General features: G+C 62.8%; 25 protein-coding genes. 15 read left to right on the top strand and 10 right to left on the bottom strand.

Translation table 11 applies throughout. From position 1 onward, the window contains the following. Nucleotides 1-2 precede the first annotated feature (2 nt). The 3 genes from AMK05_RS30265 to AMK05_RS30255 all read right to left on the bottom strand — a co-directional run bounded on the left by AMK05_RS30265 (nucleotide 3) and on the right by AMK05_RS30255 (nucleotide 1569). Entirely contained in the window at nucleotides 3-422 is a 420-nt protein-coding gene (locus AMK05_RS30265; RefSeq protein WP_064843896.1) for a type II toxin-antitoxin system VapC family toxin, read from the bottom strand. Continuing rightward, nucleotides 419-673 carry a FitA-like ribbon-helix-helix domain-containing protein gene (locus AMK05_RS30260; RefSeq protein WP_064844955.1) on the bottom strand — a complete coding sequence of 85 codons (255 nt, stop codon included), beginning with the start codon at nucleotides 671-673 and terminating at the stop codon, nucleotides 419-421. The genes AMK05_RS30265 and AMK05_RS30260 overlap by 4 nt, the downstream gene beginning before the upstream one ends. 299 nt (nucleotides 674-972) lie before the next feature. Continuing rightward, nucleotides 973-1569 carry a TetR/AcrR family transcriptional regulator gene (locus AMK05_RS30255; protein ID WP_064843895.1) on the bottom strand — a complete coding sequence of 199 codons (597 nt, stop codon included), beginning with the start codon at nucleotides 1567-1569 and terminating at the stop codon, nucleotides 973-975. A 103-nt stretch (nucleotides 1570-1672) separates the two neighbouring features. On the opposite strand from AMK05_RS30255, the gene AMK05_RS30250 reads away from it, so the two are divergent. After that, a complete protein-coding gene (locus AMK05_RS30250) occupies nucleotides 1673-2749 on the top strand; it encodes a saccharopine dehydrogenase family protein (RefSeq protein WP_064843894.1) in 1077 nt (358 codons plus the stop codon). A 51-nt stretch (nucleotides 2750-2800) separates the two neighbouring features. On the opposite strand, the gene AMK05_RS30245 is transcribed toward AMK05_RS30250, so the two are convergent. From AMK05_RS30245 to AMK05_RS30215, 7 genes are all read right to left on the bottom strand, one after another. Continuing rightward, the gene (locus tag AMK05_RS30245) at nucleotides 2801-4519 is read right to left on the bottom strand and encodes a GH32 C-terminal domain-containing protein (RefSeq protein ID WP_064844953.1); all 1719 of its coding nucleotides are present in this window, start codon (nucleotides 4517-4519) and stop codon (nucleotides 2801-2803) included. Nucleotides 4520-4523: 4 nt separating this feature from the next. Further along, nucleotides 4524-5417, bottom strand: a complete 894-nt coding sequence (locus tag AMK05_RS30240) for a carbohydrate ABC transporter permease (RefSeq protein ID WP_064843893.1) — start codon at nucleotides 5415-5417, stop codon at nucleotides 4524-4526. Continuing rightward, on the bottom strand, nucleotides 5410-6348 hold the full coding sequence (locus tag AMK05_RS30235) for a carbohydrate ABC transporter permease (RefSeq protein ID WP_064843892.1): 939 nt from the start codon (nucleotides 6346-6348) through the stop codon (nucleotides 5410-5412). Before AMK05_RS30235 ends, AMK05_RS30240 begins: the two co-directional genes overlap by 8 nt. Before the next feature lie 92 nt (nucleotides 6349-6440). After that, entirely contained in the window at nucleotides 6441-7733 is a 1293-nt protein-coding gene (locus AMK05_RS30230) for an ABC transporter substrate-binding protein (RefSeq protein WP_094447700.1), read from the bottom strand. A 36-nt stretch (nucleotides 7734-7769) separates the two neighbouring features. Then, nucleotides 7770-8774, bottom strand: coding sequence for a LacI family DNA-binding transcriptional regulator (locus AMK05_RS30225; protein ID WP_064843891.1), 1005 nt, complete (start codon nucleotides 8772-8774; stop codon nucleotides 7770-7772). A gap of 127 nt (nucleotides 8775-8901) precedes the next feature. Then, nucleotides 8902-9222, bottom strand: coding sequence for a hypothetical protein (locus AMK05_RS30220; protein WP_064843890.1), 321 nt, complete (start codon nucleotides 9220-9222; stop codon nucleotides 8902-8904). Between the two features lie 116 nt (nucleotides 9223-9338). Next, entirely contained in the window at nucleotides 9339-10043 is a 705-nt protein-coding gene (locus AMK05_RS30215; RefSeq protein WP_064843889.1) for a transcriptional regulator NanR, read from the bottom strand. A 178-nt stretch (nucleotides 10044-10221) separates the two neighbouring features. Here AMK05_RS30215 and oiaX point away from each other — a divergent pair, with 178 nt between their 5' ends. From oiaX to AMK05_RS30145, 14 genes are all read left to right on the top strand, one after another. Further along, nucleotides 10222-11478 (top strand): 3-oxo-isoapionate-4-phosphate decarboxylase OiaX, encoded by a 1257-nt coding sequence (gene oiaX / locus AMK05_RS30210; protein WP_064843888.1) that lies wholly within the window; start codon nucleotides 10222-10224, stop codon nucleotides 11476-11478. 5 nt (nucleotides 11479-11483) lie between these two features. Continuing rightward, the gene (locus tag AMK05_RS30205; RefSeq protein WP_064844949.1) at nucleotides 11484-12818 is read left to right on the top strand and encodes a four-carbon acid sugar kinase family protein; all 1335 of its coding nucleotides are present in this window, start codon (nucleotides 11484-11486) and stop codon (nucleotides 12816-12818) included. After that, on the top strand, nucleotides 12818-13621 hold the full coding sequence (locus AMK05_RS30200) for a triose-phosphate isomerase (protein ID WP_064843887.1): 804 nt from the start codon (nucleotides 12818-12820) through the stop codon (nucleotides 13619-13621). The genes AMK05_RS30205 and AMK05_RS30200 overlap by 1 nt, the downstream gene beginning before the upstream one ends. After that, nucleotides 13618-14064, top strand: coding sequence for a D-erythrulose-4-phosphate isomerase (derI, locus tag AMK05_RS30195; protein ID WP_003592019.1), 447 nt, complete (start codon nucleotides 13618-13620; stop codon nucleotides 14062-14064). The genes AMK05_RS30200 and derI overlap by 4 nt, the downstream gene beginning before the upstream one ends. 77 nt (nucleotides 14065-14141) lie before the next feature. Next, a complete protein-coding gene (locus AMK05_RS30190; RefSeq protein ID WP_064843886.1) occupies nucleotides 14142-14969 on the top strand; it encodes a phosphogluconate dehydrogenase C-terminal domain-containing protein in 828 nt (275 codons plus the stop codon). Nucleotides 14970-15070: 101 nt separating this feature from the next. Beyond that, nucleotides 15071-16012: a D-ribose ABC transporter substrate-binding protein gene (locus tag AMK05_RS30185; RefSeq protein WP_064844947.1), complete on the top strand. Its 942-nt coding sequence runs from the start codon at nucleotides 15071-15073 to the stop codon at nucleotides 16010-16012. Nucleotides 16013-16085: 73 nt separating this feature from the next. After that, on the top strand, nucleotides 16086-16730 hold the full coding sequence (locus tag AMK05_RS30180; RefSeq protein ID WP_064843885.1) for a DUF2291 family protein: 645 nt from the start codon (nucleotides 16086-16088) through the stop codon (nucleotides 16728-16730). Then, the gene (locus AMK05_RS30175; protein WP_064843884.1) at nucleotides 16727-18277 is read left to right on the top strand and encodes a sugar ABC transporter ATP-binding protein; all 1551 of its coding nucleotides are present in this window, start codon (nucleotides 16727-16729) and stop codon (nucleotides 18275-18277) included. Before AMK05_RS30180 ends, AMK05_RS30175 begins: the two co-directional genes overlap by 4 nt. Beyond that, on the top strand, nucleotides 18274-19338 hold the full coding sequence (locus AMK05_RS30170) for an ABC transporter permease (protein WP_054185406.1): 1065 nt from the start codon (nucleotides 18274-18276) through the stop codon (nucleotides 19336-19338). The genes AMK05_RS30175 and AMK05_RS30170 overlap by 4 nt, the downstream gene beginning before the upstream one ends. Nucleotide 19339: 1 nt before the next feature. After that, nucleotides 19340-20374 (top strand): Gfo/Idh/MocA family protein, encoded by a 1035-nt coding sequence (locus tag AMK05_RS30165; protein WP_064843883.1) that lies wholly within the window; start codon nucleotides 19340-19342, stop codon nucleotides 20372-20374. Further along, the gene (gene apnL / locus AMK05_RS30160) at nucleotides 20371-22230 is read left to right on the top strand and encodes a D-apionate lactonase (RefSeq protein ID WP_064843882.1); all 1860 of its coding nucleotides are present in this window, start codon (nucleotides 20371-20373) and stop codon (nucleotides 22228-22230) included. Before AMK05_RS30165 ends, apnL begins: the two co-directional genes overlap by 4 nt. Nucleotides 22231-22286: 56 nt before the next feature. Beyond that, a complete protein-coding gene (locus tag AMK05_RS30155; protein WP_064844945.1) occupies nucleotides 22287-23291 on the top strand; it encodes a dihydroxyacetone kinase subunit DhaK in 1005 nt (334 codons plus the stop codon). A 3-nt stretch (nucleotides 23292-23294) separates the two neighbouring features. Next, entirely contained in the window at nucleotides 23295-23942 is a 648-nt protein-coding gene (gene dhaL, locus AMK05_RS30150; RefSeq protein ID WP_064843881.1) for a dihydroxyacetone kinase subunit DhaL, read from the top strand. A gap of 63 nt (nucleotides 23943-24005) precedes the next feature. Beyond that, on the top strand, nucleotides 24006-24515 hold the full coding sequence (locus tag AMK05_RS30145; protein WP_064843880.1) for a GNAT family N-acetyltransferase: 510 nt from the start codon (nucleotides 24006-24008) through the stop codon (nucleotides 24513-24515). Nucleotides 24516-24568 lie beyond the last annotated feature (53 nt).

Below are 24568 nucleotides of genomic sequence, written 5' to 3'. Positions count from 1 at the left end.
ATTTATGGAGTCCAGGGGTTAATCACTTTCAACCCAGCGGCCTCAAAAGGGCTTGTGTCGCGAGTTGCGACGGCAAAGCCGTTCGCTGCTGCGGTGGCTGCAATATATCCATCCGCCTTGCTGATCGCCTTCCCGGCTACTCGAGCGCGTGCCATCAGTTCCGAGTAGAATTGACTGGCGGCAAAATCGAAAGGCAGGATGCGTTTGGCAAAATGCGGAAGCACTTCATCCTCCAGGCGATCGCGAAGGATAGTTTGCCGTTTGCCTGAGGGCATAGCAGCGATCCCGAAACGAAGTTCGGCAATTGTTATTGCGGAAAGGAAGAGAGTCTCGAGGGTTTGGGCGTCCAACCAAGCGACCACCGCTCCCTCAGGAACCGGTTTCCACGGCTCCGATATCACGTTGGTGTCCAACAAGATCATTCGAAAGTCATGGGTTCAGCAGGCCCCTTATCGCGATTTTGCTGCAGGGCTTCAACGTCGCTATTGGAAAGCTCAGCATCACGACCAATGGTCGCGAGTAAAGAGCCGAGCTTCACGCGTTCAGATGGGCGAACGGCGGCCTCGATAATGTCACGGATTTCGGCCTCTGTGCTTCGGCCATGATGAGCCGCTCGCACCCGCAGGGCGCGATGTGTTTCATCAGAGAGATTGCGAATGGTGACCGCCGGCATTGATATCAATCTAGCAAAAACGATGACATTGATATCAACATATGCGCCCTGACGCCAGGTTTCAAGGAAATTGATGCGCGGACGAAATCGTATCTGCATCGTTCCCTTGCCTTGAAGGGATCCGAACCGGCGGCCTGTTGTTGCGAAAGCCTTGTGCCTCGCAAAAGTGCCGACAGGCGATGTTGCCGTACAAATTTTGGCTGAGCCGCAGGTCGACGAATGTCGGGAACTCTTAATCCAGATGCGTGGCCAGTTCCTATTGACCCATTTCCCACTCTGGCAAATCTGCTTCCAGTGAATCAATTGCGGCTGGCGGCGATCAGCGCGTGCGCCGCATCGCGGAGCAAACCTGTCGCCTCGCCGGGTTCGAAGACCTGCATGCTGACAAAGGCGCCGTTGATCAGCACCGCGAGTTGCCCGCCAAGCCGGTCGGGTGCCGCAACCGCCAGTCGCCCCGCGATGGCCGTCAGGCGGCGGCGCATTTCACGCATATGGGCTTCGGCGACTTTGCGGGCGGGGTGACCGGCTTCCGGAAACTCGGCAGCGGTATTGATCTGCGGGCAGCCGCGGTAATTGTCCCGCCCGACCCGTTCGCCGATCCATTCGAAATGGGCGTCGAGTTCGGCCCCGGCGTCATCCGAGTGCTGTTCGGTGACCCGGTCCCAAGTGCTCCAGAAGTCCATGTCCTCGCGCTTGAGAAAGGCCGCGATCAAATCGTCCTTTGTGCCGAAATGGCGGTAAAGACTGGTTTTGGCGACGCCGGATCTTTCCACCACCAGATCGACGCCAACGGCGCGGACGCCGCGCCGGTAGAAGAGTTCCGATGCGGTCTCGAGAATTCTGTCCCGGACCTCGTTGACGGCAGGGGCAGGTGTGTTCGCTGTACTTTTCGTCATTCGCTTATCTCCAATTCCACCAAACTAGCATAAAGTTGGTTGACACGCTACAGACCTGTATGTTTTATAGAGGACAGACAGGTCTGTAGCGCAGGAGAGAGCAATGACCATGCATCAAGTCGACATCATCAGAACACCCCAGGCCGTCGCGGTCTTCGGCGCGAACGGCCATACCGGCCGGTTTGTCGTCGCCGAACTATTGCGGCGCGGGATGAAACCGATTGCGATCGGACGGAGTCTCGGGCGATTGGCGGAAGCGGGTTTTCCGGAACGTGGCGTCGAATGCCGTGAAGCGGCGATAGAGGATGACGCGGCGCTGGATAGGGCGCTCGGCGGCGTGGCAGCGGTCATCAACTGCGCCGGCCCATTCATGGACACGGCCGACGCGGTCGTGCGTGCCGCGTTGCGGGCCGACATCCACTATCTCGACGTAACGGCTGAACAGCCGAGCGTACAGGCTACGTTCGACCGGCATGAGGCTGCGGCCGCAAAAGCGGGCGTCGTCGTCATCCCGGCTATGGGATTTTACGGCGGCCTGGCCGATCTGCTGGTGGCAGCGCTGATGAATGAATGGCAGCATGCCGACACGATCGAAGTCCGGGTTGCGCTCGACAGCTGGCTGCCGACGAAAGGCACGCGCGTGACCGGCGAGAAAAACACCGCACGGCGCCTGGCCGTCAGCGGCGGGCAGCTTGGGCCCGTGCATCAGCCGCCGGCCGAGAAGGTATCCGTCTTGCCGGCCCCGTTCGGCCGGCAGACATTCGTCGAGCTTCCATTTTCGGAAGTGCCGCTGATCGCCCGCCACATCAGGACCAGGGAGCTGCACAGCTTTCTCAGCACGACAGCCCTGCGCGATGTTCGCGATCCCTCGACGCCCTCGCCCCAGGCCATCGATGAAACCGGGCGTTCGGCGCAGCGCTTCGCCGTCGAGGTGATCGTCACGCAAGGCGACCTGCACCGCCGGATTCTCGCCCAGGGACAGGACATCTATGCCGTCACGGCGCCGATCATCTGCGAAGCGGTCCAGCGTATTCTGTCGGGCGACATCCGTGACACCGGCGCAAAGCCACCGGCTGCCATTTTCCATGCCGCGAGTTTTTTGGGCGCGCTCGGCCCCCATCTGTCGGTTGAGACATCGATATCGACGGAGACGCCGCGGATCACCGGAACGGCACGATAATGCTTGCGGGTTTCGTCGATCGCAACCGATGCCACGTCGTTTCCTCAGAGGTCAGAGACCGAGCTGCCAGATCTCGGCGGCGAGCACATTGCCCTCGGCTGCGATGAGCCGCGCAGCGCTCACGCCTTTGAAGCCGGGCAGCCGCTTGGTTCCCGTCCAGCGGCCATCGTCGGCGAAAACCTCGATCGAGCCCGCATCGAGGAAGATCCGGATGGCCGAGGGGCGTGCGCCGGCGGCGATGTAGCGGGGTGAAGCCTTGGCATTCGCCACCGAGAAGGGGATGCTAAGCCCCTCGTCACTCAACTGAACCGCGACCGTTGCCTCGGGATGTTCGAGATCGAGGCGGAAAGTGCTGCCGGCTTGCCTGAGAGTAAGCAGGATTTCGACGGAGCCGTTGGCGAGATCGACGGTCCGGCCATCCAGAAGACCTCCGGCATCCAGCCGCCGCCGCCGCAGGCTTTCGACACCTGACACCGGCGGCGTGATCAGCGCACCGCCTTGCAAGGCCAGCCGGCGCGGCAGGGTCATTGCCGTCGGCATGTCGATCTCTCTGGATATATCCCTCCAGTTCGCAAGCCAGGCGATGCCGACCGGGCCGGCATTGTCGACGAAGGCCTGGAAGGCGTAGGCATCGGTGCCGAAATCCAGTTCCTGTTCGAATTCGACCGAGAAGCTGCGGCCATCGAAACGGCCGACGGTTGCAAGCGTCATGTTGCGCCGGCCGGTTGCCGGGTCGCGGCTGGTCAGCAGACCGAAGATCAGCGCCCAGCGCGTCGAAGGGTCGTTGGCGGGACCGTCGAGCGGCACCATGCAGGGGCACTCCGCCGCCGTCATCCCGAAGCGGTTTTCGCGGTGAAGCGTGCCGAGGAAGGTCCATCCCGCCGCCGCGGCCGGATCGTCGGTTTGATAAAGCAGGATGACGCCGCCCTCGCGGTCTCGCGTGCCGAGCAGCATCTTCCAGTTGCCGTCGGGGCCCGAGAAAACGTAAGGGTCGCGGAAGTCGGTCGTCAGGCCGAGCCCCGCGGGACGCGCCGGCAGGATCAGGCTCGCCGGCTCAACATTAACAAGATCGCGGCTGATGGCGGTGAACTGAACCTGTTCCTCCGGTTCCCGATCTTTCATATGCTCGGTGAAGAAAATGCGAAGGCCGGTTTCATCGCCAGGAAGCGCGATCGCGGAGCCGGAAAATGCCCCGCCCCGCCCGTCGGCCCGGGCGGCGAGTTGATCCGAAGGCGGAAGAAAGATCGGCAGATGCGTCCAGCGAAGATAGTCCTTCGAGACCGCATGACCCCAATGCATGTTGTTCCACCGAAGACTATGGGGATAGTGCTGGTAGAAGAGATGCAGCTTGCCGCCGAACCGTCCAAAGCCGTTGGGATCGTTCATCCAGCCGAAAGGCGGGCGGAAATGATAGCCGCCCGAAACTTCGGGGGCCGCATTGGCGGGGCTGACATGTAGCAGCCGGACGCCTTCTTCGAGAACGCGCGGCGGGAGGAAGGCATAGAGGACCGAGACCTCGGTCGTCGCGGGATCATAGGAGAAGGCGGTCTCTCCGCCGCTTTGCAGCGTCAGCAGCCGGAACTCGAACTCATTCGGATTTGATGTTTCGACAGCGCCGGCCGGGTCCCCATCGACATGTGCCGTCAGCCTGCCCGGTGCGCCGTTATGCAAGGCCTTGATCCAGGCATGGATTGTGGACCCCGCGGCCAGGACGGCGCTGATCGTCTCCAGCCCCACTTCATCGGAGCGAGAAATCGTTTGGCTTGTCATCAATTCAACCTTTCACGGCAGAGCCGATAAAGGAACTCACGAACCAGCGCTGGAATGCGAGGTAGAGCCCCAGGATCGGGATCATCATCAAAACGGAGGCGGCCATCGCCCGATCCCAGTAGATGCTGTCCTGGCCGAAGAAGGTGGCGATGGCCACCGCGATCGGCCGGGCATAATCGGTCTGCGTCACCAGGATCGGCCAGAGATACTGGTTCCAGGTCTCGATACCCATGAGGATCGACACGGTGGCGAGTGCCGGCAGGCTGAGCGGCAGGAAGATGGAGCGATAGGCCCGGAAAAAGGAGGCGCCGTCGATTTCGGCGGCTTCAAGTAACTCCTTCGGCAGCTGCGCGAAGAACTGGTAGAACAGGAAGATATAGAGCGGGCTGGCGACCCAGGGCACGATCTGCACCGCGAAGGTATCGGACATACCCGCCCTTGAAACCATGATCACCAGCGGCATGATGATGCTTTCCTGCGGGATCACATAAAGCGCGATCACGATCGACAGGATGACGGCGCGGCCCCTGAGCGATCCCCAGGCCAGGACAAAGGCGGCCATCGAATTCACGATTAGGCCGGAACAGACCGTTGTGACCAGGATGATCAGCGAGTTGATGAGGTAGCGCCCGAAGGCGAGTTCGCCCGAGAGGTGGCCGACCTCGGCATAATTGGAGAGCGTCGGGTTCGACACCCAGAAGGCCCGGAAGCTGCCCATATCGGCCAGGATCTGAAACCGGTCGTCCTTCAGGCTCGCCACGACCAGCAGCAGCAAGGGAGACACGATCACCAATGCGATGATGAAAATGCATATCGTCTGGATGATGCGAAGAACCGCTGCGGCGGAAGGGCGCCGCGCTGTGCGGGCCTGCGGCATTGAGAGTGCGATGTCAGACATCGAAGCGCCTCAGGAGCTGGCGCTGGATCAGCGCGATGACGAGAACGATCACGAACAGGATGACCGAGACGGCGGAGGCATAGCCCATCTTCTGCTCTTCGAAGCCGGCGCGGACCATGTAGTGCACCACCGTTTCGGTGCTGCTCTTCGGCCCGCCCTGCGTGAGGATGGCGACCTGGGTATAGAGTTTGAACGCCTGGATGGTGGTGATCACCAGCACGAAGACATGGGTCGGCCGCAGGCCGGGCATGGTGACATGCCAGAAGCGCCGGAAAGCATTGGCGCCGTCGATCTTGGCGGCATCGTAGAGCTCATCAGGAATGCCCTGAAGGCCGGCGAGGTAGACGATCATCTGGAAACCGTAGGCCTGCCAGGCCGAAAGCAGGACGAGCGAGAACATCGCCCATTGCGGATCGCCGAGCCAATCGATCGGCTGGATCGCTCCGCCTGAGAGGAAGCCGAGGATCTGGTTAAAGGGGCCTGTCGGATACTGGAACAGGGTACCCCAGATGACGCAGACGACGACCATCGAGGTGATCGCCGGCAGGAAGAACATGCCGCGCAGCAGATTGCGGAGCGGCAGCTTCTGATGCAAGAGCAGCGCCGTTGCGAAGGCGAGGCCGCATTGCGCCGGAATGATCCAGAAGGTAAAACGCGAGACATTCCAAAGGGCCGTCCAGAAAAGGTGGTCCTGGAAGATGCGGATGAAATTGTTGAACCAGACGAACCGGACCGGCGTCGGGCGCGGCACCAGAGGCTGGTTGGTCATCGCCGTCCAGAAGGACAGGAGGAACGGTACGATCAGAAAGAGGGTCAACAGGATGACGGCCGGCGCCAGCATGGCCGCCTCCTGCATCAGCCGTCCCTTGTCATGCCGGCGCGCCGGAGCCTTTCGGACGGATGTCGACGATGTCGATTGTTGCGTGACCATGTAGCTCCTCCTCTCCAACCCTTGATCCCGGTCCACCCTGCGATGCCTGCTGGAGACATCGCAGGGCTTCGACCGGTCGGCAGCGATCGCGCCTATTGCTCGTCGCCGAATGGCGGATAGCCGTCATTGTCCTCGATATCCTGATCGATCTTCTTGGCGGCCGACGCTAGCGCCTCCTTGGGATCGCCGCCATTGAAGGCCTCGTCGACGGCTTGCATGAAGGCGGAGGTGATCGTCGGATAGGCCGGATGCGGCGGGCGCGCGACGGCCGTCTTCGATGCCTGTTCGAAGGCGATCGCCATCGGACCGCCGGCGGCATAGAGCGGAGATTCGGCGGCGAAGCTCTTCAGGCCGGGATAGCCCGACTGGCTGGCGACGTAAGTGCGGAACTCCTTGTCCTTGAGCAGGAAGCTGATGAACTTTCCTGATATATCGGGATGCGCCGAGGTCTTGGTGACCGCCCAGATCCAGGTGCCGTCGGGGCTCGCGCCCTTGGCGCCGAATTTCGGAAGCGGCAGCACGACGATGTTGTCCTTCATGGTCGCGGCGGCCTCGGCATAGACCCAGTGTCCGCCGAGCGCCAGCGCCGCCGGATTGCCTTCGGCGAAGAACTGATTGGTCCCGGCCGACTGCGGCACGACCCAGCCGTTCTTGACCCATTTCTGCATCATCGCCAGCGCATCGACGCAGGCGTCGCTATCCAGCGTGCCCTCGGATTTCCAGGCCTTGCGGTCGATGAGGTCGCAGCCGGCCGATTGGAGGATCGGGCCATAGGCATAGGTGATCCATTCGGTCTTGATGCCGTAGCCGCGGAAGGTGTCGATTGGCCACTTGACGCCGTCGAGCTTGGAAAGCTTCTCGAGATAGGTTTCGAACTCTTCCCGGGTCCAGGCATCGTCGACGGATTTCGGGATGCGGGCGGCGATCGCTTCGAGATATTTCTTGTTGCCGTAAAGAACGACCGAGGAATCGGTCAGGCCGATCGCATAGAGGTCCTTATCGATCGGGTATGTGCCCTGGGCGATGTTGGACTCCGTCATGTCGTCGAGGACATCCTTATCGATCAGCGGCTTGATCGGCTGAAGATAGCCCGACCAGACGTAATTGGCGAGGAACGGTGCATCGAGCTCCATCACATCGGGCAGCTGCTTGGCCATGACGGCGGCGCTGAACTTCTCGTTATAGGCATCATGCGGCGCATAGATGAACTGCACGTCGACATCGGGATTGGCTGCCTCGAACCGCTCGGCGACCTTGCCATAGGCAGCGACAAATCCTGGATCGCCCTGGTGCATGACCTGGATTACGGTTTTCTCGGCTGCCTGCGCCCCTATGGCTGATAGCGCCGAGGACAGGATCACCGACCAAAGTAAACGTTTACCCATTAGAATTCCTCCTCAATTGAATGGGCCTATCTCAATTTATACGGATGCCCGCTCCACCAACTGGAACGGTAGCTTCTGCACCCCGACCGGACCCCGGTCTTCGGCAAGCAGGATTTGCGCGGCCTGGCGGCCCATGGCGCGGTGGGGAAGCGCCATGGTGGTCAGCGGCGGGTCGAGCCGCGAGGCGATCTCGACCTGGTTGTCGAAACTTGCAACGGCGACGTCGTCGGGAATGGCCGCGCCTTCGCGGCGCAAAGCGGCATAAACTTCCATGGCCACGCGGTCATTGCCGCACAGGATTGCATCGGGACGCCGGGGGCCGTTCATCAGCGCATGCACATGCGCGGCCACGAGGCTGTGCGCCCGGTCGCTGTACATCGCTTTGCTGACGGCGGGTAGCACGATGGCGCCGGCTCCGTCGATGCCGGCATGATCGAGCGCCTGCCGGAAGCCGAGTTCACGGAGGTCGCCGGCGAGCAGCCCCGGCAGATTGATGAAGGCTATGTTGCGCCGGCCGGCATCGATGAGGTAGTTGGTAATCTCGAGCGCCGCCCCCGTTTCATCGGGCACCAGCGAGGTCACCCGGTCGTTGGCATCGCGGCAGTTGATCATGACGCCGACCGTGCCGGCAAATTCGGGCGGCAGGTCGACGCTCTTGTGATACATGGCGGCATAGGCGATCGCCCGCGGGCGAAAGCGCCGCATCTCGTCGAGGATCGACGCGACGCTGCGATGGCCGCTGAGCGTCATGGCGAAAACGGCCATGTCGGCGGCGCGCGCGGCGCCATCGAGCCCCCGGATGATCTCCGTCGCAAAAGGCGAAGTGATCAAGTCGTCTGCAACGAGGCCGACAAGCGGCATCCAGCCTTGCCGCATGCTGCGTGCGGCGAAGTTGGTGACATAACCCAGCTCTTCGGCGATCTCCTTGATCCGCTGCCGGGTGTCTTCCGACATGCGGGCCGAGCCGCCATGCAAAGCTCCTGATACCGTTTTTACGGAGACACCTGCACGGGCGGCTATGTCGTTGAGTGAGGCGGTCACGGGAACTCATTGGGTTATCGATTACCCAATTTGATATCGCTCGTTTTGCGGTAAGTCAAGTTATGATGGGCGCAATGGCAGTGCACGCAAAAACCCCGCCGAAGCGGGGTTTTTGTGATGAGGCCGCTCAATTGTTATGGGCGGCGCAGGCTTCGTCCATCGGTGTGGCGTTGCTGGTGCCGCCCTGCGTCTGGAGATTGGCCGAGTTGTTGACCGGGTTCGGGCACTTGGTCTTATCCATTTTCATCGTGCCGCCGGTCGTGGACCCGGTCGTGGTGGTGTCGGTTGCCATCGGCTTCTTGGTCTTCGTGTCGCTGGCTGCGCCGCCGCCCTGATCGGCCTGGTTCTTGTCGATCGTGGCGCCGGCCGGCGCCGGGTTGGACTGGGCGAAGGCCGAGGTGGCCATGCCGAGGGCGAAAAGCGAAGCTGCTACGAGTTTCATACGCATCTGGTGTCCTCCTTGGGATCTTGCGTGCTTGGCCTATCCACAACCTCGCCAGCACATCATTGTTCCGCTGCCGCCGATAAATGGCGTCAGGCAGGAGGGTGGGCGCAGAATGCAGATTATTTGGCGTAAAGCGCGCGCGAGCGTTCGAGGTGTTTGAGCAGCGCCATCTCCGAGCCGTCGACGTCGTTGGCTTCGAGGCGGTCGACGATCTCGTCGTGTTCGGCGAGCGTGAACTTTTCCTTGCCGGTCCAGATCAGCATCTCGGTATGATATTCCTTCAGCCATGCAAGCATGGCTTCGCTGACGGCGACGTAGATCGGATTGCCGGAGATCTGGGCGATGCGGGTGTGAAATTCCATATCGGCATCGATGAACGCTTCGGCCCGGCCGAGCGATAGGCGCTGGCGCTCGATGATAGCCCTGAGGTCGCTGATATCATTTGCCGAGGCCCGCTGGGCGGCCTCGCGGGCCATGCCGCGCTCGAAGAAGATGCGGGCGCTCTTTAGATGTTCGAGCGAATCCGCCGATTGCGACAGCATGATCTTGGCGGTAAGATCGACCTGGCGGAAGATCGACTTTGCCGTCAGCCGCAGCACCTTCGCCCGTTCGCCGTGCGAGATGCTGACGAGGCCCTTGTTGGCGAGCGACTGCATGGCTTCGCGGATTGCCGGCCGGCCGACGCCGAAGCGCTCCATCAGCACCCGTTCGGAGGGCATTTCATCGCCGGGCTGAAGCTCGCCTGAGGTGATCATTCGCTCCAATCGATCAAACACTTCGTCGGAGAGTTTGCGGCGGACGATCTGTTCGAGGGGCTGGGTCATGAGATCTCGCTGGCTCAAAATGTCTCCTCCTAACAGTTTTCGGACCAAGGACAAAGCGCGCAGCGAAAATTTGCGCGGCCGAAGATTCCGCTTTTCATTAGTTGGAATACTCATTATACCACATCACAAGTTGACGCCATGACAATCTGCGTTGGCCGAGAGGAGCAGCCGTCCGTTGATGATGATTACCCTGACCTACCGCATCGAAACGGCCAGCAGCGTCGAGGCGATGGCTGCGAAGATCGCCAGCGACCAGTCGACCGGAACCTTCGTGCCGGTTCCGGGTGAGACCGAGGAGTTGAAATCGCGCGTCGCCGCCCGGGTGCTGGCGATCCGCCCGCTCGAGGACGGGCGCCATCCGACCTGGCCCGAGGTCGCGCCCGGCACGCGGCTCCACCGCGCCGATGTCGACATCGGCTTTCCGCTGGATGCGATCGGCACCGATCTCTCGGCGCTGATGACCATCGCGATCGGCGGCGTCTATTCGATCAAGGGTATGACCGGCATCCGCATCGTCGACATGAAACTGCCGGAGGCGTTCAAAAGCGCCCATCCCGGGCCGCAGTTCGGCATCCCGGGCAGCCGCCGCCTCACCGGCGTCGAAGGCCGGCCGATCATCGGCACGATCGTCAAGCCGGCGCTCGGGCTGAGGCCGCACGAGACGGCGGAACTCGTCGGCGAGCTGATTGGATCGGGCGTCGACTTCATCAAGGACGACGAAAAGCTGATGAGCCCGGCCTATTCGCCGCTCAAGGAGCGCGTCGCGGCGATCATGCCGCGCGTTCTCGATCACCAGCAGAAGACCGGCAAGAAGGTCATGTATGCCTTCGGCATCTCGCATGCCGACCCCGACGAGATGATGCGCAATCACGATATTGTCGCGGCGGCCGGCGGCAACTGCGCCGTCGTCAACATCAACTCGATCGGTTTCGGCGGCATGAGCTTTCTGCGCAAGCGCTCCAGCCTGGTGCTGCACGCGCATCGCAACGGCTGGGACGTGCTGACGCGCGATCCGGGCGCCGGCATGGATTTCAGGGTCTACCAGCAGTTCTGGCGGCTGCTCGGCGTCGACCAGTTCCAGATCAACGGCATCCGGGTCAAGTATTGGGAGCCGGACGACAGCTTCGTCTCCTCCTTCAAGGCCGTCAGCACGCCGCTCTTCGACGCCGCCGATTGCCCGCTTCCGGTCGCAGGCTCCGGCCAATGGGGCGGACAGGCGCCGGAAACCTACCAGCGCACCGGCCGCACCGTCGATCTGCTTTATCTCTGCGGCGGCGGCATCGTCAGCCATCCCGGCGGACCGGCCGCCGGCGTTCGCGCCGTGCAGCAGGCCTGGCAGGCGGCGGTCGCGGATATCCCGCTGGAGGTCTACGCCAAGGACCATCCGGAGCTTGCCGCCTCGATTGCGAAATTCAGCGACGGCAAGGGCGCGTGAACCAGATGGATGGACGTCTCGTCAGCTATTACGGCGATGATTTTACCGGCTCGACCGACGTCATGGAGGCGCTGGCTTCGAACGGTGTCGAGACCGTGCTCTTCCTCGACATCCCCAGGCCGGAATTGCTCGCCCGCTTCAAACACTGCCGCGCGATCGGTCTCGCGGGGACGAGCCGCAGCGAAACGCCGGCATGGATGCAGGAACACCTTGCGCCTGCCTTCGACTGGCTGAATTTGCTCGGCGCTTCGATCTGCCATTACAAGGTCTGCTCGACCTTCGATTCCAGCCCCGGGGTCGGCAATATCGGCAAGGCGATCGAAATCGGCCGCGGGCGTTTCCGGCAATCGATCGTGCCGGTTATCGTCGGCGCGCCGCAATTGAGGCGCTATACGGCCTTCGGCAATCTCTTTGCCGCCTATCAGGGCCGCGTCTTCCGCATCGACCGCCACCCCGTCATGAGCCGCCATCCCGTCACGCCGATGGACGAGGCGGATCTTGCGCTCCACCTGTCGAAGCAGACCGCCCTCCCCGTCCTGCTCGCCGATCTCGTCGCGATCACTGCGGCGGACGCCGACCAACGGATCGACGCGCTGACATCGGATGGCGAAGGGATACTGCTCCTCGATGTCGACTCCGACGCAACGCAGGCGGCCGCCGGCTGGCAGATGCTGCGGGTCACCGGTCGCTCGGGACGTTTCGTCGCCGGCTCGTCGGGGGTCGAATATGCCCTGCTCAGCGCCTGGCGGCAGGCCGGCCTGATCGGAGAGATTAGCGCCGAATTCCCTGATATCGGCCCGGTCGATCGCCTCGCCGTCGTCTCCGGCAGCGTCTCGCCGACCACCGAGCGCCAGATCCGCACGGCTGCCGAGAACGGTTTCGAGAGCATTGCGCTCGATCCGCTCGTGCTGATTTCCAATGGCGAAGGCGCCGTGGATGCCGCCGTGCAGGCGGGTGTCGGCAAGCTGAAAGAAGGCAAGAGCGTCATCCTCCATACGGCGCTTGGCCCCTCGGCGAACCGCGGCGCCGATATCGACCGGCTGCCGGGCGCGCGTCACCGGCTCGGCAGCGCGCTTGGCACGATCCTGCGGCGGCTGATCGAAGCCGAAGGGCTGTCGCGCGCGGTCGTCGCCGGCGGCGATACGTCGAGCCATGCGCTCCGGCAATTGAGGATCGACGCGCTGACGACGCTGCTGCCGCTGCCCCAGACCCCGGGTTCGCCGCTGTGCCTGGCGCATGGCGACTATGCGCCGACCAACGGCCTGCAGATCGCACTGAAAGGCGGCCAGGTCGGAACGGATGGCTATTTCGCGCAGATCCGTCTGGGAAGGAAGAACTGATGGTCGTCTGGGTCGGCACCAGCTTCAAGATGAACAAGACGGTGGAGGAAGCGCTCGCTTTCGCGCGCCGCCTCGCAGCGACCGATGGGGAACGCGATAGCCGCGTGCAGCGCTTCGTCATTCCCGCCTTTACCGCGGTGCGCGATGTCAAGCGCCTGCTCGCCGAGACCTCGGTGAAGGTCGGCGCCCAGAACATGCATTGGGAAGATGCCGGCGCCTGGACCGGCGAGATTTCTCCGGTGATGTTGAAGGACTGCGAACTCGATATCGTCGAGCTCGGCCATTCCGAGCGCCGCGAACATTTCGGCGAGACCGACGAGACCGTCGGCCTCAAGGTTTCCGCCGCGCTCCGCCATGGTCTGACGCCGTTGATCTGCATCGGCGAGACCTTGCAGGAACGCCAGGAGGGGCGGGCCGATGCGGTGTTGCGGCGGCAGGTCGAGGCCGCCCTGCGGGGCGTCGATACCGAGACCGGCGAGGCTTCGATCCTGCTTGCCTACGAACCCGTCTGGGCGATCGGCGCCAAGGGTATTCCGGCGACCGCCGATTACGCCTCGGAGCGGCACGGCAAGATCGCCGCGGTGGCGAGAGCCATTCTCGGCCGGGCGATGCCGGTCCTCTACGGCGGCAGCGTCAATCCTGGAAATTGCGAGGAATTGATCACCGCGCCGCATATCGACGGCCTGTTCATCGGCCGCTCCGCCTGGTCCATCGACGGTTACCTCGACATCCTCGGCCGCGTCGGCGCGGCGATCGACCGCTCATCCCCACGCCAGACGGCGAGTGAAAGGAAACTGCCATGAAGATCGCAATCGGCGCCGACAGCGCCGGCAAACCGCTATTGGATGTCATTGCCGCCCATCTCGCCGGCAAGGCGGACCTCGAAGTGCATGACCTCAGCCAGTCCGGCTTCTACGCCGATCTCTCCCAGCGCCTGGCGCAGACGATCGTCGACGGCGAACATCAGCGCGGCATCCTGTTCTGCGGCACCGGCATCGGCGTGTGTATTTCCGCCAACAAGGTGCCGGGCATTCGCGCCGCCCTCACCCACGACACGTATTCGGCGGAACGGGCGGCAAAATCGAACAATGCCCAGATCATCACGATGGGCGCGCGTGTCATCGGGCCGGAACTGGCAAAGTCGATCGTCGATGTCTGGCTTGCCTCCGAATTCGACCCGGACGGCCCGTCGGCCGGCAACGTCGAGGCGATTGACCGGCTCGACGCCGAAAAACATGGGTCTTGAACAACCAAAATAGTGATATGGTGATTGACTCATCATACCAGTACATGATCATATCCAGACGGAAAGATGAGGAAAACATGACCAAGATTGCTCTCTTCGGCGCCGGCGGCAAAATGGGATACCGGCTTGCCAAAAATCTCAAAGTCTCGCGCTTCCAGGTGCGCCATGTCGAGGTGAGCGACGCCGGCAAAGCACGTTTGAAGAACGATCTCGGTCTCGATTGCGTGCCGGTCGAGGCCGCCCTCGATGGTGCTGATGTGGTCATCCTCGCCGTGCCGGATACGGCGATCGGCAAGGTCGCGGCCGGTATCGTCGACAAGCTCGCATCCGGCACCATGGTGGTCGCGCTCGATGCTGCCGCGCCCTTTGCCGGCCATCTGCCGAAGCGTGATGATCTCACCTATTTCGTCACCCATCCCTGCCATCCGCCGATCTTCAACGATGAGACGGATATGCAGGCCAAGAAGGACCATTTCGGCGGCCTGTTTGCCAAGCAGCACATCGTCTCGGCGCTGATGCAGGGGCCAGACAGCGCCTATGCGCTCGGCGAGGAAATCGCCAAAATCATCTGGGCGCCGGTGATGCGCTCGCACCGGGTTACGGTCGATCAGCTCGCCATGCTTGAGCCGGGCTTGTCCGAAACCGTTTGCGCCTCGCTGCTCGTCGTCATGCGCCAGGCGATGGACGAATGCGTGGCGCGCGGCGTGCCTGCAGAGGCGGCCCGCGACTTTCTGCTCGGTCATATGAACGTGCTCGGCGCAGTCATCTTCAAGGAGGTCGACGGCGTGTTCTCGGATGCCTGCAACAAGGCGATCGAGTTCGGCGTCCCGGCGCTGATGCGTGACGATTGGAAAAAAGTATTCGAACCGCAGGAGATCGCCGAAAGCATCCGGCGCATCACCTGAACCGGCCTGGGGAGGCATGCCCTCCCCCTTAACCGCTCCGGAGACGGGGCACCGCTCCGGGGAGACGGAGCTTCATTCACAACAGGGAGGAAAAAATGAAACTGACACTGACACGCAGACTGACACTCGCAGCCTTTGCCAGCGCGCTGGCACTCGGAACGGCCATGCCGGCCTTTGCGGCCGACCTCATCGCCATCATCACGCCGGCGCATGACAACCCCTTCTTCAAGGCCGAAGCCGTCGGCGCCGAAGCCAAGGCGAAGGAACTCGGCTACGAGACCCTGGTCATGACCCACGACGACGACGCCAACAAGCAGTCGGAAATGATCGATACGGCCATCGGGCGCGGCGCCAAGGCGATCATTCTCGACAATGCCGGCGCGGACGCTTCCGTCGCCGCCGTCAAGAAGGCCAAGGATGCCGGCATCCCCTCCTTCCTGATCGACCGCGAAATCAACGCGACCGGCGTTGCCGTCGCCCAGATCGTCTCGAACAACTATCAGGGCGCGCAGCTCGGGGCGCAGGAATTCGTCAAGCTGATGGGCGAGAAGGGCAATTACGTCGAACTGGTGGGCAAGGAGTCCGACACCAATGCCGGCATCCGCTCGCAGGGCTATCACGACGTCATCGACGATTATCCGGAGTTGAAGTCGGTCGCCAAGCAGTCGGCCAACTGGAGCCAGACGGAAGCCTATTCGAAGATGGAAACCATCCTTCAGGCCAATCCCGATATCAAGGGTGTCATTTCAGGCAACGACACCATGGCCATGGGCGCGATCGCCGCACTCCAGGCGGCTGGCCGCAAGGATGTGATCGTCGTCGGCTTCGACGGTTCCAACGACGTGCGCGATTCCATCAAGGCGGGCGGCATCAAGGCGACCGTCTTGCAGCCCGCCTATGCGCAGGCCCAGTTGGCGGTGGAACAGGCCGACGCCTACATCAAGAACAAGACGACGCCGAAGGAAGAGAAACAGCTGATGGATTGCGTTCTCATCAATGCCGACAATTCCGGCAAGCTCGAGACCTTCGCCCTGACGAATTGACCAGCACCAATTGCGGAGGGTGCAGCGTTGCGTCCTCCGCAATGCATTTTGCAAGACGTCGAGGTTCACCCGTATGTTGAGAATGAAGGGCGCCCTGGTCGCTGCCATCGTGGCGGCGGCCCTGCCCGGTTGCAAGATCATCAAGACGCCGACCGCTGAGGAAAAAGCGGCTGAAGTGGCCAAGACCGCCTTCGATCCGAATGCCAAGGTCGAGGCGATCTGGCAGCCTGACGTCGTGCCCTATTTCGAAAAGCGCGCCGGAGAATTGAAGGACGTCATGCAGCTCGTTGCCACGAGCCCCGATGCCGCGGGCGAAAAATACGGCAATCCGCGCAAGCAGAGCAGTTCGCCCTGGACCTATGCGGTGAAGATCACCGGCAAGGTCGTCGCAGCCGATACGGCTTCGCGCGCGGCAACGCTCGATGTCGACGCCGATGGCGACGGGAAGGCCGATGCCAAGGTGCAGATCGGGCCGGCGCTACGCGGCACCGCCCTGCGCGACACGCTGGAATTCGTCAACTTTAACGAATTCAAGAACCAGATCGAATGGGCGCAGTTCGGCAAGGCGTTCAACGAGAAGGCCAATACCGCTTTGCTCGCCGCCGTTCCGCGCGATGGTCTGACCGGCAAGACGGTGACCGTGATCGGCGCCTTTCCGTTGCCGAAAAGCGGAGAGCTTCCGCTCGTCACCCCTTCGGAACTGAAGGTGGGCTCATGACGGCGGCAGAGGCACGAGAGGGCGATATCATCCTGCGCCTCGACGACGTGTCGAAGGTCTATTCCGGCATCGTCGCTGTCAAGCGCGCCAATCTGGAGCTGCGCCGCGGCGCGGTGAACGTTCTGGTCGGCGAGAACGGCGCCGGCAAATCGACGCTGATGAAAATCATCGCCGGCGTCGAGCGTCCGACCCTCGGCCGTATCATCCTGGACGGCGAGACGGTCTCCTTCGACAGCCCGGCCGCCGCGCAGGCGCACGGCATCGGCATGATCTTCCAGGAGCTTAATCTCTTCGCCAACATGTCGGTCGCCGAAAACATCTTCGCAAGGCGAGAGATCACCCGCGGCCTGCTCGGCATCGATCACAAGGCGCAGGTCGAGAAGGCCAATGAATTTCTGCGGCGCCTCGATGCCGGCATCGAGGCGGATACGATGGTCGAGGACTTGCCGATCGGCCAGCAGCAGTTGGTCGAGATCGCCAAGGCGATGTCGCTCAATGCCCGCATCCTGATCATGGACGAGCCGACATCGGCGCTGTCGGCGGCCGAAGTCGAAATCCTGTTCAAGGTGATCGCCGAGCTGAAGGCTCAGGGTGTGGCGATCGTCTATATCTCGCACCGGCTGGAAGAGCTGATGCGGATTGGCGACTACATAACGGTGCTGCGCGACGGCCAGATCACCGGCCATGCCATGGTGCGCGACATCGACACGCGCTGGATCGTGCGCTCGATGATCGGCTCGGACGCCAAGGATTTCGCGAAATCCGTCACCCATTCCGTCGGCAATGAAGTCTTCCGCGCCGAAAATATCAGCCTTCCGAGACCAACCGGCGGGCTGGCGGTCAATGACGTCTCCCTTTCGGTCAAGGCAGGCGAGATCCTTGGCATCTACGGCCTGATGGGCGCCGGGCGCAGCGAATTCTTCGAATGCGTGATCGGGCGCCATACGCATTCGACCGGCAGGATCTTCATCGACGGCAAGGAGGTGCGCGCCCGCGACACCACGCGGCGCATCCGCCGCGGCCTTGCGCTGATCCCGGAAGACCGGCAGCGGGAGGGGCTGGTGCAGGTGCTCTCGATCGCCTCGAACCTGACGCTCGCAAGCCTGTCGCGCTTCACCCGTCTCTTCCATATCGACAGCGGCGCGGAAAAGAACGCCATTCAGGAGGCGATCCGGGATCTCTCCATCAAGGCGCCGAACCCGGATTTCGAGGTCACCTCGATGTCCGGCGGCAACCAGCAGAAGGTCGTCATCGGTAAGGCGCTGATGACCAACCCGAAGGTGCTGCTGATGGATGAGCCGAGCCGCGGCATCGATGTCGGCGCCAAGGCCGACGTCTTCCGCACCATGCGCCGGCTGGCGGCAAACGGGCTCGCCATCCTGTTTTCGACCTCCGACCTCGAAGAGGTCATGGCGCTATCCGATCGCATCGCGGTCTTGAGCAACGGCCAGTTGGTCGCCGTCTTCGACAGGGACGAGGCGACGGAGGAGGCTATTATCGCGGCCTCGGCCAAGGGACACGGACATCAAGGGAAACTCGCGTCATGATGGCGGCAACCTCAACCACTCTTGCGCCGAAGGGCGCCAACGGCTCGGCGCTTCTGACGCTGATGAAGCTCAGGACCTTCATCGCGCTGTTCGCCGTCATCATCTTCTTTGCGATCTTCGCGCCGAACTTCACCTCGACGGCGAACATGATCCTGATGTCGAAACATGTGGCGCTGAACGCCTTCCTGGCCATGGGCATGACCTTCGTCATCATCACCGGCGGCATCGACCTCTCCGTCGGCTCGATCGTCGGCCTGTGCGGCATGGTTGCCGGCGGCCTGATCCTCTACGGCATCGAACTGCCGATCGGCTACACCATCTATTTCAACCTCTTCGAGATCGTGCTGATCACGCTGTCGATCGGCCTTATCATCGGCCTCATCAACGGCCTGTTGATCACCAAGCTCAACGTCGCGCCGTTCATCGCCACGCTCGGAACGCTGTATGTCGCCCGCGGCCTGGCGCTGCTATCGTCCGATGGCCAGACCTTTCCCAACCTCGTCGGTCGGCCGGAATATGCCACGACCGGCTTCGATTTCTTCGGCGCCGGACGTATTCTCGGCCTGCCCGTGTCGATCTGGATCCTGATCGTGCTGGCGCTGGCGGCCGCCTATGTCGCCCGCTCGACGCCGATCGGACGCCACATCTTCGCCGTCGGCGGCAATGAACGGGCGGCGCGCATGTCCGGCATCCGCGTCGATGTCGTGAAAATCTTCGTCTATATGTTCTCCGGCCTTTGCGCGGCGATCGTCGGCGTCGTCATTTCATCCGAATTGATGGCCGCCCATCCGGCCACCGGCGAGAGCTTCGAACTCAATGCGATCGCGGCAGCCGTTCTCGGCGGCACCTCGATGTCGGGCGGGCGCGGCACGATCGGCGGCACGATCATCGGCGCCTTCGTCATCGGCATTCTCTCTGACGGGCTTGTTATGATGGGCGTCTCCTCCTTCTGGCAGATGGTCATCAAGGGCCTCGTCATCATCATTGCCGTGGTCGTCGACCAGGCGCAGCGCCGCCTGCAGCAGCGCGTCACGCTGATGCAGATGGCGAAGGCAGGTTGACATGACCGAATTGAAAGGCGCGTTGATCGGCTGCGGCTTCTTTGCGATCAACCAGATGCATGCCTGGAAGGATGTCGACGGTGCTGAGATCGTCGCGATCTGCGACCGCGATCCGGAACGGCTGAAGCTCGTCGGCGATCGGTTCGGCATCGAGCGGCGCTACAGCGATGCCGAGGCCTTGTTTGCCGATGGCGGCTTCGATTTCGTCGATATCGCCACGACCGTCCAGAGCCACCGCGCGCTGGTGGAAATGGCCGCCCGGAATAAGGTGCCGGCCATCTGCCAGAAGCCCTTCGCCAAGACGCTGTCGGATGCCAAGGCAATGGTCGAGGCTTGCCACAATGCCGGCGTGGCGCTGATGGTGCACGAGAATTTTCGCTGGCAGGCGCCGATCCAGGCGGTCCGCAAGGCGCTCGACGCCGGCGCGATCGGCACGCCCTTCTGGGGCCGCTTCTCCTTCCGCTCGGGTTACGACGTTTTCTCCGGCCAGCCCTATCTGGCCGAGGGCGACCGGTTCATCATCGAAGATCTGGGCATCCATACGCTGGATATCGCCCGCTATATCCTCGGCGACGTCAATTCGCTGACCGCCCGCAGCAGGCGGGTCAATCCTAAGATCAAGGGTGAGGACGTCGCGACCATCCTGCTCGATCATGAAAACGGCGCCACCTCGGTCGTCGACGTCAGCTACGCCACCAAGCTTTCCAAAGAGCCCTTCCCCGAGACCCTGATCGAACTCGACGGCGCCGAGGGTACGATCCGCCTCAGCCAGGGGTATGGCCTCGAAATCACCAACGGCCGGGGCACGACCAGGATGGATGTCTCGCCAAAGCTGCTGTCCTGGGCCTCGCGACCCTGGCACAATATCCAGGAGAGCGTCTATGCGATCCAGCAGCATTGGGTCGACCAGCTCAGGCGCGGCGCGGAACATTCGACCTCGGGCGCCGACAATCTGAAGACATTCGCGCTTGTCGAAGCTGCCTATGACAGTGCTTCCAGGGGGCAGACGATCGATGTCCGGGCGATGCTGCGATGACGGCCGATGCGTTCCAGCTCTACGGCACCCGCGCTCAGGAAAGACCGCCGGTTCGCCTGACGGCCGGAAAGCTGACGGCCGATCTCGCCGATGGCGGCCTTCGCTCCATCCGCTACCAGGGAATCGAGGTGCTGCGGGCGATTTCCTACCTCGTTCGCGACCGGGACTGGGGCACCTATAGCCCCGGCATAGCCGATCTCCGGATCGATCAGGGCGAAGGTCGTTTCGATGTTGCTTACCGGGCGACTTGCGAGGCGTCCGACGGAACGAGCCTTGTCATCGAGGTTCGCATCAGGGCAGATCAGGACCGGCTCGATTTCGAGGCCGAAGCCGTTTCGGAAACCGGCTTCGAGACCAACCGCTGCGGCTTCTGCATCCTGCACCCGATCGTCGGCGTTGCCGGGTCAACGGCAACGGTCGAACACGTCGACGGCCGGATCGTCGAGACGCGCTTTCCCGATGTCATCGAGCCTTGGCAGCCGTTCAAAGATATGCGCGCCATTTCCCATAAGGTCGCGGCTAATGTTTCGGCGGAATGCCGGATGGAAGGCGACACCTTCGAAATGGAGGATCAGCGGAACTGGTCCGATGCCTCCTACAAGACCTATGTCCGGCCGCTCGCCCTGCCCTGGCCCTACCGGCTTCCTGCCAGCCAACCGGTTCGGCAGAAGACGTCGCTGATTATCAGGGATACCGGCCCTTCCGCACCGCTCGCAGCCGCGGCGTCGAGCGGAACAATCAGGCTCGAATTCGGAACAAGGACCGGTACCATGCCCGATATCGGCGTGGTCGTGACGCCGGAGGAGGCCGATGCAACGCTCGCGGCCCGGTCGCCGCTGTTGGAGATCGCGCCTCGGGAACTGCTCTTCCATTTCGATCCGAATGCCGGACATGACGCCGAAGCGCTGCAGAAATTTGCCGCGATCACTGCTGCTCATATCGGCCGCACGACGCTGGAGATCGCGCTTGCCTGCAAGTCGTCGCCATCGAGCGAAGCGGCCGAGATCGCCCGCCAGATGCAGCGCGCGGATTTCCGGCCGGATGCGATCCTGATCTCACCTTCGGTCGATCGGCAGTCGACACCACCGGGCAGCAAATGGCCGGACTGCCCTCCCCTCGAAGAGATCTATGCCGCGGCCCGCGCCGCCTTCCCCGGCATGCGCATCGGCGGCGGCATGCTCAGCTATTTCACCGAGCTCAACCGCAAGCGCGTGCCGGCAAGCGAGATCGATTTCGTCAGCCATTGCACCAACCCGATCGTGCATGCGGCCGACGATCTCAGCGTCATGCAGACCTTGGAGGCGCTGCCCTTCATCACCCGATCCGTCCGCGCGATCTACGGCGACAAGCCCTATCGCATCGGCCCATCGACGATCCCGATGCGGCAGAACCCCTATGGCAGCCGCACCATGGACAATCCGTCCGGCGGGCGTATTCCGATGGCCAACCGTGACCCCCGCCATAACGGATGTTTCGCCGAGGCCTTTGCGCTGGGCTACGCCATCCGGGTGCTGGACGCCGGCCTCGAATGCCTGACGCTTTCGGCCCTGACCGGTCCTTTCGGGCTGATCGCCGGTCCTGACGAACCGGTCGAGCAAGGCGGGCGGCGGCCACTGTTCAACACCGTGCGGACTTTGTCGGCGCTGGCGGGCGCCGCCTGGCAGGAATGCGTCTCCTCCTCCCCCTCCGAGGTGCTGTCTTTCGTTGCCAGGGATGCCGCAGGCGCCAGGCTTCATATCGTCAATCTGACCGGCGAGAACCGGACGGTCGATTGCAGCGCATGCCGGCCGGCGGATTTGGACAAACAGTTGCTGCTCGCACCATTCGCCACCGCGGTCATGCCGCTGGCGGATTGACGTTCTGGGCGCCAGCCGCATCTATGCAGTCGGAGCTCGTTCTGGGGAGGATCGGCGTGAAGACGAAGAAGCTTATCAATGCAGGCGCGGATGCCGTCGATGAGATGCTGCAAGGCGTCCTCGCGGCGCATCCCGAGCATCTCTATGCCGTGGAGGACATGCCGCGCGCCATCATTGCCAGAAATGGGCCGCGCCAGGGCAAGGTCGGGCTGGTGATCGGCGGCGGCTCCGGGCACGAGCCGACATTCCTCGGCTATGTCGGCAGGGGGCTGGCGGATGCTGCCGCAATCGGCAATGTCTTCGCCTCGCCGCCGCCCGATCCTATCATCGCCTGCGCCAAGGCGGTCGACGGCGGCGCCGGTGTGCTGTTCATGTACGGCAATTATGCCGGCGACGTCATGAATTTCGACATGGCCGCCGAAATGCTGGCACTCGACGATATCGAAGTGCGCACCGTGCTGACCACCGACGACGTGGCGTCTGCCCCGGCCGACCAGAGCGACAGGCGGCGCGGCGTTGCCGGCAACGTCTTCATCTTCAAGGCCGCCGGTGCTGCCTGCGATCTTCTTTATTCTTTCGACGAGGTCGAGCGCGCCGCCCGCCATGCCAATGCGCGAACCTATACGATGGGCGTGGCACTCTCGCCCTGCTCGCTGCCCCAGACCTTGAAGCCGAACTTCCTGATCGGCGAGGAGGAGATGGAGATCGGCATGGGCATCCATGGCGAGCCCGGCGTTGCCCGCGAACCGCTGGGAACGGCCGATGCGGTGACCGACGAGTTGATGGACAACCTTCTCCGCGAAATGAAGGCCGAGCGGGGCGACCGGGTCGCGGTGCTCGTCAACTCGCTCGGTTCCACGCCGATGATGGAGCTCTACATCATGATGCGACGTGCCAAGGCGCGGCTCGATGAGGCCGGGCTCGTCATCCATACCTCGGTTGTCGGCAATTACTGCACCTCGCTCGAAATGGCCGGCGCTTCGATCACGCTCATGCATCTCGATGACGAGCTTCGGCGGCTGATCGACCATCCCTGCGATTGCGCCATGTTCAGGAGGTGATCGATGGCGATCACGACCAAAGACCTGCAGCACCTCTTTGCCCTGATCGCCGCCGATATCGCGGCGCAGCGTGACCATCTCTGTGAGCTGGATGGCGCGATCGGTGATGGCGATCACGGTCTTGCCATGGACGCCGGCTGTGAGGCGGCGGCCAAGGCGGTCGGCGCGCTCGACCCCGCGCAGATTGCGCCGACGGCCGTCTTCAACGCGGCGGCAAAGGCATTCCTGAATGCGGTCGGCGCGTCTTCCGGCCCGCTCTATGCCACGGCCTTCATGCGCGCCGGAGCGGCAGTCAAGGACAGGCCTGAACTCAGCGATGACGACTTCCTGCGCGCTTTCGCGGCGATGGCGCAAGGCATTCGGGAACGCGGCAAGGCGGAGCCCGGCGAGAAGACGATGGTCGATGCGTGGAAGCCTGCGGCGGACGCGGCGCTCGATGCCTGGCAGTCGGGAACGCCCCTCTCCCAATGTTTCGAGATAGCGGAACAGGCAGCGCGCCAAGGCTGCGAAGCGACCCGGGAGATGACGGCCGCCAAGGGGCGGGCGTCGCGGCTGGGAGCGCGTGCGACCGGGCATATCGATCCGGGTGCCGCCTCGGCCGTCATCATCATCGCCGCGATGACCAAATTCGTTCGAGGCCTGGATGGTTAGCTCAGACTTGCCATCTCAAAATCTCGCCGATAGGTTGTTGGCTCGCGACGAGGTAGCCAAGACATGCATATCCGAAAAGCCGTCTCCTCCGACGCGGAGGAACTGAGCGCTCTGCTGAACGAGATCATCCGGGCCGGCGGAACGACAGCGCTCGAGACCCCGCTTTCGGCTGCCGAGTTTGCCGACTGGTTCATCGATGGCGAGTTTCCGCTTGCCTGCCATGTGGCCGAGCACAATCGGTCGCTGGTCGGCTTCCAATCGCTGAGCTTATACGGCGATCCGCCGAAAGGCGTCGCCGACATTGCGACCTTTGCCCGTATGAACCCGAAGACCGCAGGCATCGGCAGCGCGCTTTTTCCCGCGACCCTGGCGGCAGCGGAAGCGTTCGGACTCGAATTCATCAATGCGACCATCCGCGCCGACAATGTCAGCGGCCTCGGCTATTACGCCAAGATGGGTTTTGAGACCTATGACAGGGTGGTCCAGGTCCCGCTTCAGGACGGGACGCCGGTCGACAGGATCAAGAAACGGTATAGCGTAAACGGCATGCACCGCATAACGGCGCACGCCTGATTGGTCGGGGGCGGCCTGCTCTTAAGGCCGCACGTCTCTGGTCATTGCCGTGT

This window comes from Rhizobium sp. N324 (assembly GCF_001664485.1).
Classification (GTDB): domain Bacteria; phylum Pseudomonadota; class Alphaproteobacteria; order Rhizobiales; family Rhizobiaceae; genus Rhizobium.
Note: the sequence above shows the minus strand (reverse complement) of the source record. Positions and strands in the feature narration are given on the sequence as shown.